Origin of the sequence: Citrobacter sp. 50677481 (genome assembly GCF_001463265.1) — a bacterium.
Classification (GTDB): domain Bacteria; phylum Pseudomonadota; class Gammaproteobacteria; order Enterobacterales; family Enterobacteriaceae; genus Citrobacter_A; species Citrobacter_A sedlakii.
The window spans coordinates 540,690-554,653 of sequence record NZ_LNHZ01000027.1 but is presented as its reverse complement, the minus strand read 5'-3'; the positions used below and the strand labels follow the sequence as shown (position 1 = coordinate 554,653).

General features: G+C 54.1%; 12 protein-coding genes. 6 read left to right on the top strand and 6 right to left on the bottom strand.

Features of this window, described 5'->3' with window-relative positions:
* Positions 1-2: 2 nt before the first annotated feature.
* The 3 genes from benC to APU02_RS08400 all read left to right on the top strand — a co-directional run bounded on the left by benC (position 3) and on the right by APU02_RS08400 (position 3,466).
* The gene (gene benC / locus APU02_RS08410; RefSeq protein ID WP_060569785.1) at positions 3-1,019 is read left to right on the top strand and encodes a benzoate 1,2-dioxygenase electron transfer component BenC; all 1,017 of its coding nucleotides are present in this window, start codon (positions 3-5) and stop codon (positions 1,017-1,019) included.
* 10 nt (positions 1,020-1,029) lie between these two features.
* Entirely contained in the window at positions 1,030-1,803 is a 774-nt protein-coding gene (gene benD, locus APU02_RS08405) for a benzoate diol dehydrogenase BenD (RefSeq protein ID WP_060569784.1), read from the top strand.
* Positions 1,804-1,978: 175 nt separating this feature from the next.
* A complete protein-coding gene (locus APU02_RS08400; protein ID WP_060569783.1) occupies positions 1,979-3,466 on the top strand; it encodes an MFS transporter in 1,488 nt (495 codons plus the stop codon).
* 1 nt (position 3,467) lies between these two features.
* Here APU02_RS08400 and APU02_RS08395 read toward each other — a convergent pair whose 3' ends face one another.
* From APU02_RS08395 to yddG, 3 genes are all read right to left on the bottom strand, one after another.
* Complete coding sequence (locus APU02_RS08395; RefSeq protein WP_256380021.1) at positions 3,468-3,854, bottom strand: GFA family protein; 387 nt, start codon at positions 3,852-3,854, stop codon at positions 3,468-3,470.
* 141 nt (positions 3,855-3,995) lie between these two features.
* Positions 3,996-5,096, bottom strand: a complete 1,101-nt coding sequence (ompC, locus tag APU02_RS08390; protein WP_042283054.1) for a porin OmpC — start codon at positions 5,094-5,096, stop codon at positions 3,996-3,998.
* A gap of 451 nt (positions 5,097-5,547) precedes the next feature.
* The gene (yddG, locus tag APU02_RS08385) at positions 5,548-6,429 is read right to left on the bottom strand and encodes an aromatic amino acid efflux DMT transporter YddG (RefSeq protein ID WP_060569782.1); all 882 of its coding nucleotides are present in this window, start codon (positions 6,427-6,429) and stop codon (positions 5,548-5,550) included.
* A 288-nt stretch (positions 6,430-6,717) separates the two neighbouring features.
* On the opposite strand from yddG, the gene fdnG reads away from it, so the two are divergent.
* The 3 genes from fdnG to fdnI are packed head-to-tail and all read left to right on the top strand — an operon-like array spanning position 6,718 to position 11,311.
* Positions 6,718-9,765, top strand: coding sequence for a formate dehydrogenase-N subunit alpha (fdnG, locus tag APU02_RS08375; protein ID WP_082636799.1), 3,048 nt, complete (start codon positions 6,718-6,720; stop codon positions 9,763-9,765).
* Positions 9,766-9,777: 12 nt separating this feature from the next.
* Positions 9,778-10,662, top strand: coding sequence for a formate dehydrogenase subunit beta (gene fdxH / locus APU02_RS08370; RefSeq protein ID WP_042283047.1), 885 nt, complete (start codon positions 9,778-9,780; stop codon positions 10,660-10,662).
* On the top strand, positions 10,655-11,311 hold the full coding sequence (gene fdnI, locus APU02_RS08365; protein WP_060569780.1) for a formate dehydrogenase-N subunit gamma: 657 nt from the start codon (positions 10,655-10,657) through the stop codon (positions 11,309-11,311). The genes fdxH and fdnI overlap by 8 nt, the downstream gene beginning before the upstream one ends.
* Before the next feature lie 111 nt (positions 11,312-11,422).
* Here the strand turns inward: fdnI and maeA are convergent, their stop codons facing one another.
* The 3 genes from maeA to bdm all read right to left on the bottom strand — a co-directional run bounded on the left by maeA (position 11,423) and on the right by bdm (position 13,730).
* Positions 11,423-13,120, bottom strand: coding sequence for a malate dehydrogenase (gene maeA, locus APU02_RS08360; RefSeq protein WP_042283043.1), 1,698 nt, complete (start codon positions 13,118-13,120; stop codon positions 11,423-11,425).
* A gap of 158 nt (positions 13,121-13,278) precedes the next feature.
* Positions 13,279-13,422 carry a stationary-phase-induced ribosome-associated protein gene (sra, locus tag APU02_RS08355; protein WP_042283041.1) on the bottom strand — a complete coding sequence of 48 codons (144 nt, stop codon included), beginning with the start codon at positions 13,420-13,422 and terminating at the stop codon, positions 13,279-13,281.
* A gap of 92 nt (positions 13,423-13,514) precedes the next feature.
* On the bottom strand, positions 13,515-13,730 hold the full coding sequence (gene bdm, locus APU02_RS08350) for a biofilm-dependent modulation protein (protein ID WP_042283038.1): 216 nt from the start codon (positions 13,728-13,730) through the stop codon (positions 13,515-13,517).
* Between the last annotated feature and the right edge of the window lie 234 nt (positions 13,731-13,964).

The window sequence follows — 13,964 nt, the reverse complement described above, 5'->3', positions numbered from 1 at the left end:
TTATGAGTTTTACGATTGCCCTTAATTTTGAGGACGGCATCACCCGTTTTATTCAGTGCAACGCGGGCGAAAAGGTGCTTGATGCGGCTTACCGGCAGAAGGTTAATCTGCCAATGGATTGCTCAGATGGCGTCTGCGGCACCTGTAAATGTCATTGCGCCAGTGGGGAATATGCCCTCGGTGACGATTTCATCGAAGACGCTTTGAGCGACGATGAAGCCCAGGCAAGACAGGTACTGACCTGCCAGATGGTGCCGTGCAGCGACTGCGTGATCGATGTGCCTGTTGCCGCCGCGCAGTGTAAAACCGGGCTTATGACGCTGGACGCGACGGTACGGGCAGTGGAAGCGCTGTCGGCTACGGCGTTTGAACTGGTGATAGACGCCGATGAACCGCTGGCATTTTTGCCGGGACAGTACGTCAATATTCAGGTTCCCGGCACGAACCAGGTGCGCGCCTATTCATTCAGTTCGCTGCCGGATAACCGCGAATGCCGGTTTTTGATCCGCAATGTGCCGGGCGGGCTGACGAGCCAGTGGCTGACCCAGCGCGCACGTTCTGGCGACCGTCTGACCCTCAGCGGCCCGATGGGCAGTTTTTATCTGCGCGGCGGCGAGCGTCCGTTGTTGATGCTGGCGGGCGGAACCGGGCTGGCGCCCATGCTCTCCATGCTGGAAGCGCTGGCGGCGCAGGGAAGTCAGCGTCCGGTGACGCTGTTGTATGGCGTGACTTATGACATTGATCTTGTCAAAACGGCCCGGCTGGAGGCATTTCGCGAGGCGCTGGTCAATTTCCACTGGCTACCGGTGGTTGCGGATGCCGACAGCGCCTGTCCGCAGCGGGGTTATGTCACCGCGTATCTCAATGACGCCCTGCTGAATCAGGGGGATGTGGATATTTACCTGTGCGGGCCGCCGCCGATGGTCAACGCGGTCGCTGCTACGCTGCGGGAAAGGGGAATCGATCCCGCCGGATTCTGGTATGAGAAGTTTATCGCCAGTCAAAGCGCCGCGGCATAAGGAGAACAGGATGCGATTTCACACTAAAGTCGTCGCGATTACCGGCGCGGCGCAAGGGATTGGTCGCCAGACCGCAGAGCAGGCGGCAAAAGAGGGCGCAACGCTGTTACTGATCGATCGTTCCCGTCACGTTCATGAACTGGCTGCGACACTCACCGCTGAGGGCGTTCAGGTGCTGGCGCTGGAGGCCGATCTTGAGCAGTGGGAAAGTACCGAACAGGCCTTCGGAGCAGGTGTTGCACATTTCGGTCGTATAGACGTATTGATTAATAACGTCGGCGGGACGATCTGGGCGCGGCCTTTTGCCGACTATCAACCAGATCAGATCGAAAAGGAGATCCGCCGCTCTCTGTTTCCTACGCTATGGGGCTGTCGTGCAGTGCTGCCGTGGATGCTGAAACAGGGGACTGGCAGCATTGTCAATGTGTCGTCCGTGGCGACATCTGGGGTGAATCGGGTGCCTTATTCGGCAGCGAAAGGCGGGGTCAACGCCTTAACCCGCTCCATTGCCATGGAATACAGCCACCAGGGGATCCGGATAAACGCCGTGGCGCCGGGAGGAACAGAGGCCCCAGAGCGTGTCACGCCGCGTAATACCGAAACGCCCACCGCGCAGGAAAAAATCTGGTATAAGCAGGTTGTGGATCAGACCCTGGACAGCAGCCTGATGCACCGCTATGGCACGCTTGAAGAACAGGCGCAGGCGATATTGTTTCTGGCAAGCGACCAGGCGAGCTATATCACCGGTGTGACCCTGCCGGTGGCCGGGGGCGACCTGGGCTGAGTTTATTCTCGCCATCCGGCTGGCTGGTCGGATGGCGCTGTTTTCCTGTCTTGTTTTCCCTGATACCCACGAATTCAGATAATCACGGCGCTCAATAAAAAGTTGGACATATGTTCAATTTTCCGTAGGATCGGTAAATCTGGACGCGTGTCCAGTTTGTCTTAAGGGAAGCGTTATGTTTCGTCAGTGGTTAACATTAGTGATTATTGTGTTGGTCTACATTCCGGTTGCTATCGACGCGACGGTGCTGCATGTGGCCGCTCCCACGCTGAGTATGACGCTGGGCGCCAGCGGTAACGAGCTGCTGTGGATCATTGATATTTACTCGCTGGTGATGGCAGGGATGGTATTGCCGATGGGCGCGCTGGGCGATCGTATTGGTTTTAAACGTTTGCTGTTACTTGGCGGGGGCCTGTTTGGTCTGGCTTCGCTGGCAGCCGCATTCGCACACAGCGCCAGTTGGCTGATCGCCACGCGCGCCATTCTGGCGATCGGTGCGGCGATGATCGTTCCGGCAACGCTTGCCGGGATCCGCGCGACCTTCAGCGACGCACGCCATCGTAATATGGCGCTGGGCGTCTGGGCGGCGGTAGGTTCCGGCGGCGCTGCGTTCGGGCCGCTGGTGGGGGGAATACTGCTGGAGCACTTTTATTGGGGCTCGGTATTTTTGATCAACGTGCCTGTCGTACTGGTTGTGCTGACCCTTACCGCGCGCTATGTGCCGCGTCAGACGGGACGCCGCGATCAGTCATTGAATTTGGGGCACGCCATCATGCTGATTATGGCCATCTTACTGCTGGTTTACAGCGCGAAGACCGCGTTGAAAGGGCATATCGCCATTGGCGCAATTGCCTTAACCGTCATTAGCGGCGCGCTGCTGCTGATACAGTTTATCCGTATCCAGCTTGCGGCCTCGCGTCCGATGATCGACCTGCGGCTGTTTACGCATCGCATCATTTTAAGCGGCGTGGTGATGGCGATGACCGCCATGATCACGCTGGTCGGTTTTGAGCTATTAATGGCGCAGGAATTGCAGTTTGTGCATGGCTTCACACCGTATCAGGCGGGGCTGTTCATGTTACCTGTCATGCTTGCCAGCGGCTTCAGCGGCCCCATCGCCGGTATGTTGGTGTCCCGATTTGGACTACGCACCGTGGCGACGGGGGGGATGGCATTGAGTGCGCTGAGTTTTTATGGCCTGGCGATGACTGATTTCAGCACACAGCAACTGCAGGCCTGGGCACTGATGGCGCTGCTGGGATTTAGCGCTGCCAGCGCGCTGCTGGCGTCAACGGCAGCCATTATGGCCGCGGCGCCGGGCGAGAAAGCGGCAGCGGCAGGGGCGATAGAGACAATGGCCTATGAGCTGGGCGCTGGACTGGGCATCGCCATTTTCGGTCTGTTGCTGAGTCGTAGCTTTTCTGCCTCGATTAGCTTGCCGGAAGGGCTGAACGCCGAAGAAATGACCCGCGCATCGTCGTCGATGGGGGAAGCGGTGCAACTGGCGCAGACGCTGCCTGACGCGCTGGGAGAACACATTATTGATGCCGCGAAACAGGCCTTTACCTGGTCACACAGCGTGGCGCTAAGCAGCGCCGGCAGTATGCTGATTCTGCTGGCGGTGGGTATGTGGTTTAGCCTCGCAAACGTCAACCGCGACTAGCTTAGTGGGTTAACTGGCACAGGCTGTCCAGCGCTTCGACCTCTTTGCCGCTTAACCGGGCGTACTGTCCGGTCAGCCGCCAGAACGCGGGCTGGGTTTCTGTGTAGATTTCAGCGGCGAGGATCAAACGACGGCGATCGCCTTCGTTCAGTTCAAGCAGCGTCCAGGGGATAAAATAGCGCAGCGTGTCGGTGAGCTTAAACCACAGCGGACAGCCGCAGCCGGAACAGAAGTAGCGTTCCCCCCGCGAGGAGGAGGTAAAAAAGGCCGGTTCAGGCGCGTCGGGATCCATCATCGGATGACCGCTGGCCTCCAGGTACATTGCAATGCCGCCTGACCATTTCTGGCACAGCGTGCAGTGACAGGCGTAAACATCGAGCGATTCGATATCAACGGTAAAATGGCTCTGCCCACAGAGACAACGTCCTGTATAGGTTTGCACGGCATACTCCTTATGACCGGTTTATGCATCGGTAAAAAAAGCCAGCCCGACGTGGGCTGGCTTCTATACCGCTCAATTCTAAATGAATTAGAACTGGTAGGTCAGACCCACAGCAACGATGTTGTCAGTGGAGATACCAGCAGCGCGGGTGAAGTTGTTTTCGTCAACCAGGTTGATTTTGTAATCAACGTAGGTGGACATGTTTTTGTTGAAGTAGTAGCTCGCGCCAACGTCAACGTATTCAACCAGATCCTGGTCGCCGTAACCGCCGATGTCTTTACCTTTGGATTTCAGGTAAGCCAGGGACGGACGCAGACCGAAGTCGAACTGGTACTGTGCTACCACTTCGAAGTTCTGCGCTTTGTTAGCAATACCGTTTACATCACCAAAGGTGGTCATGTTGCGGGTTTCTGCATAGGTTGCCGCCAGGTACAGGTTGTTCGCGTCATATTTCAGACCCGCAGCCCACACTTCTGCGTTCTTGCCGCGAGCGTAGAACACGTTGTCACCCGCAGTCTGAGAATCGGTACGGTCAGATTTCGCGTAAGCGGCGCTTGCGGCGAAGCCTTCGTACTCGTAGCTGGTAGACAGACCAAAGCCGTCGCCATTCTGTTCGGTGAGCTTAGAACGACCGTTGTTCGTTTCGTCGCTGGCGCCATTTTTACCCTGGTACTGAACGGCAAAGTTCCAGCCGTCAACCAGACCGAAGAAGTCGGTGTTACGGTAGGTCGCCACGCCAGAAGCACGCTGGGTCATGAACACGTCGGTCTGGGTCCAGGTGTCGCCACCGAACTCAGGCAGAACGTCGGTCCATGCGCCAACGTCATACGCGACGCCATAGTTACGGCCATAGTCAAAAGAACCGTACTCACCAAATTTCAGACCGGCAAACGCCAGACGGGTTTTATTACCTTTGGTGCCGTTAGATTCGGAGTTATTGCCTTTGAATTCGTATTCCCACTGGCCGAAACCGGTCAGTTGGTCATTGATTTGTGTTTCACCTTTGAAACCCAGACGTGCGTAAGTTTTGTCGCCATCATCGCCGTTATTGTCAGAGAAGTAGTGCAGAGCGGTAACTTTGCCGTACAGATCCAGTTTGTTGCCGTCTTTGTTATACACTTCTGCTGCATTAACAACGCCTGCTGCCAACAGGCTGGTCACTGCCACTGCGACTAATTTAAGTTTCATTTTAGATAATCCTTATAATTTTCTTAATGTGTTTCCTAAACCATTGCTAAACGAGGCTTCTCATCAATGGCAAGCTATTTTTAAATTACGCAGTAGCACCAATTCAATAATAAGTTTCATCTTATTGCTGGATATTTACAGATGTGTGATCCAGATCTCCTTAATATCCTGAAATAAATTAGTTACAAATGGGATTAGGCTTAAGTGAAATATTTATTAGGCTAACAATGTGCGATGAAGTGGTTATTTTGCGGTAAATTACGCAGGCTAACTATATCGGGATAAATGAATTTGGCAGGCAGGAATTTAATAGTTAAGCATCATTTTAGTATCATTAATTTAACAGAGTACTAAATTCGAGGAAATATTTTGGTTTAATCTTAATAAAGACTAAACCAAATTCAAAAAGGTTGCCAGACAGAGAAAAAGCGGTCGCCAGTTGTGATGACGGTCACGCCCGGCGGGTCGCCCACCAGCACAGCAACGATCCCACACAGACCATCACCGCGCCCTGCCAAAAAGAGAAAGAGAGCGGAGCGCTCAGCAGTACGGCTGCGAGCGCAGAGGAAAGCACCGGCGTGAAATAGGAGCCAACCGCCATAATGGTGACATTTCCGTGCAGAATTCCCACGTTCCAGGCGGCATAAGCAAAACCTAACGTCAGGGCGGCGGAAAACAGTTTTATCACCACCGGCGTGGTAAAAACCATTACAGGCTGCGGCGTCATAAAATAATGCGCCCATAAGCTCAGCGCTGTGAGCAAAACAAAAACCGTAATGCCGTTAAAGCCACGTGCATATTTATTGGTCACTGTGCAGTAGGTTGCCCAGATAAACGCACCGAGAAAGGCGAGAAAATAGCTCAGCGGACTGGTTGTGACATTGTTGATAATTTCGTCGGGATTCAGTCCATTCTCACCGCCCAGTACCCAGCAGACGCCGACCAATGCCAGCAGTAATCCGGGAACAATCACCCAGTTGGTTTTTTGTCCGTTAAATAAAATGGCGAACAAAATAGTCAGGCTGGGCCACAAATAATTGACCATGCCGACTTCAATCGCCTGATGACGTGACGCAGCATAGCCAAGCGAAAGCGCAAGGCAAATTTCATAACTGACAAACAGAACGCTACCGGCAATCAAATAGCGCACAGGAAAACGGCGAATATTGGGAAAACCGACGGTAAAAATCAGCAGCAACCCGCTGAGGGAATAGATTGCCGCCGCGCCACCCACTGGCCCCAGCCCTTCACTTACGCCGCGAATCAACCCCACCATTGTGCTCCACAGCACGATCGCGATAAGTCCAATGAGCGTTGCTTTTTGTCTTGTCATTCTGTTTGCCGCTTCCCTAACCCTGCAAAAAAATAAGCTGAAATATATAGCACTTTTTTAGCGGAGGATGCCAGGTCAATGCGCATACGAGTTACCACTAAGGTGGTATATAAAACCGGCAAAAGGCACTATTTAGTAGCGGAAGCGTTTCGTTATTGATTTGACGCAATATGCGTAAGGTTATTGCTGTTAGTTTCCTCGCGGAAGTTTATACGCGACATTTTTCACCCTGCTTTCGTGCAGGAAGAAAGATGGCGGGTATCTCACTCTGGAAAAAAGAGGAAAGCAATGGACGTCAGCCGCAGAAAGTTTTTTAAAATCTGCGCGGGCGGTATGGCCGGAACCACAGTGGCAGCGCTGGGATTCACCCCAAAAATGGCACTGGCTCAGGCGCGAAATTATAAGCTGTTGCGCGCGAAAGAGATCCGAAACACCTGCACATACTGTTCCGTGGGTTGCGGGCTATTAATGTATAGCCTGGGGGATGGAGCTAAAAACGCGAAGGAAGCGATTTATCACATTGAGGGGGACCCGGATCATCCGGTAAGCCGTGGTGCGCTGTGTCCAAAAGGCGCAGGCCTGCTGGATTATGTTCACAGTGAAAACCGTCTGCGCTATCCGGAATACCGTGCGCCGGGTTCCGATAAATGGCAACGCATCAGTTGGGATGAAGCGTTTACCCGCATTGCAAAACTGATGAAAGCTGACCGCGACGCCAACTTTATTGAAAAGAACGAGCAGGGCGTTACGGTTAACCGTTGGCTTTCAACAGGGATGCTGTGCGCCTCAGCCGCCAGTAATGAAACCGGCATGCTGACGCAGAAGTTTGTGCGCTCGCTCGGCATGCTGGCTGTCGACAACCAGGCGCGCGTCTGACACGGACCAACGGTAGCAAGTCTTGCTCCAACATTTGGTCGCGGTGCGATGACCAACCACTGGGTTGATATTAAAAACGCTAACGTCGTGATGGTGATGGGCGGTAACGCCGCTGAAGCCCATCCGGTGGGATTCCGCTGGGCGATGGAAGCGAAAAACAACAATGACGCCACACTGATTGTTGTTGACCCACGCTTTACGCGTACAGCCTCGGTAGCGGATATTTACGCGCCGATTCGTTCCGGCACGGACATTACGTTCCTGTCCGGCGTGTTGCTGTACCTGATCGAAAATAACAAAATCAACGCGGAGTACGTTAAGCATTACACCAACGCCAGCCTGCTGGTGCGTGATGATTTTGCTTTTGAAGACGGACTGTTCAGCGGTTACGACACGCAAAAACGGCAGTACGATAAGTCGTCCTGGAACTACCAGTTCGATGAAAACGGCTATGCCAGACGCGACGACACGCTGACGCATCCGCGCTGCGTATGGAACCTGTTGAAACAGCATGTTTCCCGCTATACGCCGGACGTGGTGGAAAACATCTGCGGTACGCCGAAAGCTGACTTCCTGAAGGTTTGTGAAGTGCTGGCTTCCACCAGTGCCGCCGACAGAACCACCACGTTCCTGTACGCGCTGGGCTGGACGCAGCATACCGTCGGCGCACAGAACATCCGTACGATGGCGATGATTCAGCTGCTGCTCGGCAACATGGGGATGGCAGGCGGCGGGGTTAACGCCCTGCGCGGTCACTCCAACATTCAGGGCTTAACCGATCTCGGTCTGCTGTCTACCAGCCTGCCTGGCTATCTGACGCTGCCGTCCGAAAAGCACGGCGACTGGCAGAGCTGGCTTGACGCCAACACGCCTAAAGCGACCCAGGCCGATCAGGTGAACTACTGGAGCAACTATCCGAAGTTTGCCGTCAGTCTGATGAAAGCATTCTATGGCGACGACGCGCAAAAAGAGAATAGCTGGGGCTTCGACTGGTTGCCGAAGTGGGACCAGGCTTATGACGTCATCAAATATTTCAATATGATGGATAGCGGAAAAGTCACCGGCTACATTTGCCAGGGCTTTAACCCGGTTGCGTCCTTCCCGGACAAAAACAAAGTGGTCCGCAGCCTGAGCAAGCTGAAGTACATGGTGGTGATCGATCCGCTGGTGACCGAAACCTCGACTTTCTGGCAGAACCACGGCGAGTCGAACGACGTCGATCCGGCAGCGATTCAGACTGAAGTGTTCCGTTTGCCATCCACCTGCTTTGCGGAAGAAGATGGCTCGATTGCCAACTCCGGTCGCTGGCTGCAGTGGCACTGGAAAGGGCAGGACGCGCCGGGTGAAGCGCGTAACGACGGCGAAATTCTGGCGGGTATTTACCACCGTCTGCGCGAGATGTATCGCACAGAAGGCGGTAAAGGCGCAGAACCGCTGCTCAAAATGCGCTGGAGCTACAAACAGCCGGATCATCCGGAATCGGAAGAAGTGGCGAAAGAGAACAACGGTTACGCGCTGGCCGATCTCTATGACGCCAACGGCGCGCTGATTGCGAAGAAAGGGCAACTGTTGAGCAGTTTCGCGCAGTTGCGTGACGACGGCACCACGTCTTCCTCCTGCTGGATCTACACCGGTAGCTGGACCGAGCAGGGCAACCAGATGGCCAACCGCGATAACGCCGATCCGTCCGGGTTGGGTAATACGTTGGGCTGGGCATGGGCGTGGCCGCTGAACCGCCGCGTACTGTATAACCGCGCATCGGCGGACATCAACGGTAAACCGTGGGATCCGAAGCGAATGTTGATCCAGTGGAACGGGACGAAGTGGACGGGGAACGATATCCCGGACTTCAACACCGCGCCGCCGGGAAGCAAAACCGGTCCGTTCATTATGCAGCCGGAGGGCGTTGGGCGTCTGTTCGCGCTGGATAAACTGGCGGAAGGGCCGTTCCCGGAACACTACGAGCCAATGGAAACGCCGCTGGGGACCAACCCGCTGCATCCGAACGTGGTTTCCAGCCCGGTGGTTCGCATCTATGAAGACGACGTACTGCGCTTAGGCAAGAAGGATAAATTCCCGTATGTGGGAACAACCTATCGTCTGACCGAACACTTCCACACCTGGACCAAACACGCGCTGCTGAATGCCATCGCGCAGCCGGAACAGTTCGTGGAGATCAGCGAAACGCTGGCGGCGGCCAAAGGCATCGCCAATGGCGATCGCGTTACGGTGAGCAGCAAGCGTGGGTTTATCCGTGCGGTAGCAGTTGTTACCCGCCGCCTGCGTACGCTGAACGTGAACGGTCAGCAGGTTGAAACCGTTGGGATCCCGCTGCACTGGGGCTTTGAAGGGGTGGCGCGTAAAGGTTATATCGCCAATACCCTGACGCCAAACGTCGGTGATTCAAACTCGCAAACGCCGGAATACAAAGCGTTTTTAGTTAACATCGAGAAGGCGTAAGGGGGCTAGCATATGTCTTTGGAAACGCAGGACATTATCAAACAGTCCGCAACCAACTCCATCACGCCGCCCCCACGGGCGCGTGATTACAAGGCTGAAGTCGCCAAGCTCATTGACGTCTCCTCCTGCGTAGGCTGTAAAGCCTGCCAGGTGGCGTGTTCAGAGTGGAACGACATTCGTGATGAGGTGGGCCATTGCGTCGGGGTGTACGACAACCCCGCCGATCTCAGCGCCAAGTCGTGGACGGTGATGCGCTTTAGCGAAACCGAGCAGAACGGCAAACTGGAATGGCTGATCCGCAAAGACGGCTGTATGCACTGTGAAGATCCGGGCTGTCTGAAGGCGTGCCCGTCTGCCGGCGCGATCATCCAGTACGCCAACGGGATCGTCGATTTCCAGTCAGAGCACTGCATCGGCTGTGGCTACTGCATCGCCGGGTGTCCATTTAATGTGCCGCGCCTCAATAAAGAGGATAACCGCGTCTATAAATGTACGCTTTGCGTCGATCGGGTGAGCGTGGGTCAGGAACCGGCCTGTGTGAAAACCTGTCCGACCGGGGCAATCCACTTCGGCACCAAGAAAGAGATGCTGGAGCTGGGCGAGCAGCGCGTCGAGAAGCTGAAAGCGCGCGGCTATGAACACGCAGGCGTCTACAATCCGCAGGGCGTCGGCGGGACGCACGTAATGTACGTGCTGCACCACGCGAACCAGCCGGAGCTGTATCATGGTCTGCCGAATGAGCCGAAGGTCGACACCTCAATCAATCTGTGGAAAGGGGCGCTGAAACCGTTAGCCGCCGCTGGCTTTATCGCCACCTTTGCCGGGCTTATCTATCACTACATTGGTATTGGCCCGAACAAAGAAGTGGACGATGACGAGGAGGAGCATCATGAGTAAGTCGAAAATGATTGTGCGCACGAAGTTTATCGACCGCGCCTGTCACTGGACGGTGGTCATTTGCTTCTTCCTGGTGGCGCTGTCGGGGATTTCGTTTTTCTTTCCGACCCTGCAATGGCTGACGCAGACCTTCGGGACGCCGCAGATGGGACGCATTCTGCACCCGTTCTTCGGCGTGGCGATCTTTATCGCCCTGATGTTCATGTTTGTGCGTTTTGTCCACCACAACATACCGGATAAGAAAGACATTCCGTGGCTGAAAAACATTGTGGAAGTGCTGAAAGGTAACGAACACAAAGTGGCGGATGTCGGCAAATACAACGCCGGGCAGAAGATGATGTTCTGGTCGATCATGAGCATGATTTTTGTGCTGCTGGTCACCGGCGTGATCATCTGGCGCCCGTACTTCGCGCAGTATTTCCCGATGCAGGTAGTGCGTTACAGTCTGCTGATCCATGCCGCTGCCGGCATCATCCTGATGCACGCGATCCTTATCCATATGTATATGGCATTTTGGGTGAAAGGGTCGATCAAGGGGATGATTGAAGGAAAGGTGAGTCGTCGCTGGGCGAAGAAACACCATCCGCGCTGGTATCGCCAGATCGAGAAAGCCGAAGCGAAAAAAGAGAGTGAGGAAGGGTTACGTTAATCCCCTCATGGTTCAACAGGCGTGACTGCGGTCGCGCCTTTTTTTATCTGTAGAAAATTTCTGAAGGCAAAAGCGTAAGCCCGGTAAGCGCAAGCGCCACCGGGCAAAACATCAGATAGAGGTGCGGCGATAGTCGCGGTATTCCGCGCGCCAGAAATTGTCGTCGATAGCCTGTTGCAGCGCTTCGGCAGAGGTTTTCACCGCCACGCCTTGCTGTTGCGCCATTTTGCCGACAGCAAAAGCGATGGCGCGGGATACCGTCTGGATATCTTTGAGTTCCGGCAGCACCAGACCTTCACCGTTAAGCACCAGCGGCGAGTACTGCGCCAACGTCTCGCTGGCCGACATCAGCATTTCATCGGTAATACGCGACGCGCCTGAGGCGATAACCCCCAGACCAATGCCCGGGAAGATATAAGCGTTGTTGCACTGGGCGATAGGGAAGACTTTATCTTTCCAGACGACCGGCGCGAACGGACTGCCGGTCGCGACCAGCGCGTTACCTTCGGTCCACGTAATGATGTCCTGCGGTGTGGCTTCCACCCGTGAAGTCGGGTTTGACAGCGGCATGACGATGGGGCGCGGACAGTGCTTGTGCATCTCGCGAATGATCTCTTCGGTAAACAGACCGGTTTGCCCGGAGACGCCAATCAGAATATCCGGTTTAACGTTACGCACCACATCCAGCAGCGACAGCACTTCACTGTCGGTGTCCCACGTCTTCAGATTCTCACGCTTCTGCACCAGTTTGGTCTGGAAGGAGAGCAGGTTCGGCATCTGATCGGTAAGCAGACCAAAACGATCCACCATAAACACTTTCTGCCGCGCGGCTTCTTCGCTAAGGCCTTCGCGCTGGGTCTGGGCAATGATCTGCTCGGCAATGCCGCAACCGGCGGAGCCTGCGCCGAGGAAGACGATTTTCTGTTCGCTGAGCTGGCTGCCTGCCGCACGGCTGGCGGCAATCAGCGTCCCGACGGTCACTGCCGCAGTACCCTGAATGTCGTCGTTAAAGGAACATATTTCATTACGATAGCGGTTCAGCAGCGGCATTGCGTTTTTCTGCGCGAAATCCTCAAACTGCAACAGCACGTCCGGCCAGCGGTGCTTAACGGCCTGGATGAATTCGTCGACAAATTCATAATAGTCATCGTCGGTGATACGCGGGTTACGCCAGCCCATATACAGCGGATCGTTGAGCAACTGCGGGTTGTTGGTACCCACATCAAGGACGACAGGCAGGGTATACGCCGGACTGATGCCGCCGCAGGCGGTGTACAGCGACAGCTTACCGATAGGAATGCCCATCCCTCCGATCCCCTGGTCACCCAGGCCCAGAATCCGCTCGCCGTCGGTCACCACAATAACTTTGATATTGTGGTTTGGTACGTTTTGCAGGATGTCGTCCATGTTGTGACGGTTCTGGTACGAGATAAAAACGCCGCGGGCGCGACGGTAAATCTCGGAAAAGCGTTCACATGCCGCGCCGACTGTCGGGGTATAAATAACCGGCATCATCTCATCAAGATGATTGTTTACCAGACGGTAGAATAGGGTTTCGTTGGTATCCTGAATGTTGCGCAGGTAGATGTGCTTGTCGATTTCGGTTTTGAATCCCTGATACTGGATCCACGCGCGTTCAGCCTGTTCTTCGATCGTCTCGACCACTTCCGGCAGTAACCCCAGCAGGTTGAAGTTACGACGTTCTTCCATGCTGAAAGCACTCCCTTTATTTAACAGGGGGAACTCCAGCAGTACCGGGCCAGCGTAAGGAATATAAAGGGAACGCATTTTTTTGCTTTTGGTTTCCATGTCACTCACTCTTTTTGAATTTCCGTCCCTGGCTCCTTTTATAATACTGTGCCGTTCAACCAGGGCATCGGACACCGAGTATAAAGCATCATGCCCCCTGGAAACAAAAACACCATCGCTTTTGCGATGGTGTTTATCATCAGATTCTGACTACGCGGTTACTTTTTGCTATCCGGACGACGCTTTCTGCCGGTAGGGTTGTTCACCACGCTGGACGTGTCGCCTTCCGTCACCAGTTTGCGCTGATTGGAAATTTTATGGTCCAGTCCAAGAATATGACGGGCCTGACGGTTCGATTTCATTTTAACTCCTCAATCCTGTTCCAAGTTTTAAGGACAAATTCGCCAATGCGAAAGAAACGTAACCCCTTAGGTTGCGGTATCAGCATAGCACCTTATGCAGAAGCGTGCTGGCCGCTGACCACATAATTGATCGTTTGCTGGTAGATGTCACTGAGGATGTCATTGTCGGTGGCTTCCACCCATTTGGTCAGTTCCATTAAAATGTCATCTTCGGTGACAGCGCCATGTTCTGCGCGGAGACCTTGCTCAATAGCATGAACCAAAGCCGGTTGTGCGTTTGAGGTATTTGCTGAGTAATAAGTAAACATAGGATGCCTCCGTGTCGGTGTATTTATAAGTACGGCTCGCAGAAATTTAATTCACATTCAGAATGGCAAATATTTTTATCGCTGTAGCTCAGAAAAGTCCTGGAAGATAATAAAACTATTTTAACTCTCTGATTTGCCGGTGTTTAAAAGGGTTTTAATTCGCGTTCATCACGCTTTAATATATATTTAATATGCCTGTAAATATAATCTATATGGTATTGGGGCAAGCGTTAT

Coding starts and splice junctions, on each gene's coding strand:
- benC (WP_060569785.1), top strand. CDS start 3: ATGAGTTTTACGATTGCCCTTAATTTTGAGGACGGCATCACCCGTTTT.
- benD (WP_060569784.1), top strand. CDS start 1,030: ATGCGATTTCACACTAAAGTCGTCGCGATTACCGGCGCGGCGCAAGGG.
- APU02_RS08400 (WP_060569783.1), top strand. CDS start 1,979: ATGTTTCGTCAGTGGTTAACATTAGTGATTATTGTGTTGGTCTACATT.
- ompC (WP_042283054.1), bottom strand. CDS start 5,096: ATGAAACTTAAATTAGTCGCAGTGGCAGTGACCAGCCTGTTGGCAGCA.
- yddG (WP_060569782.1), bottom strand. CDS start 6,429: ATGACAAGACAAAAAGCAACGCTCATTGGACTTATCGCGATCGTGCTG.
- fdxH (WP_042283047.1), top strand. CDS start 9,778: ATGTCTTTGGAAACGCAGGACATTATCAAACAGTCCGCAACCAACTCC.
- fdnI (WP_060569780.1), top strand. CDS start 10,655: ATGAGTAAGTCGAAAATGATTGTGCGCACGAAGTTTATCGACCGCGCC.
- maeA (WP_042283043.1), bottom strand. CDS start 13,120: ATGGAAACCAAAAGCAAAAAAATGCGTTCCCTTTATATTCCTTACGCT.
- sra (WP_042283041.1), bottom strand. CDS start 13,422: ATGAAATCGAACCGTCAGGCCCGTCATATTCTTGGACTGGACCATAAA.
- bdm (WP_042283038.1), bottom strand. CDS start 13,730: ATGTTTACTTATTACTCAGCAAATACCTCAAACGCACAACCGGCTTTG.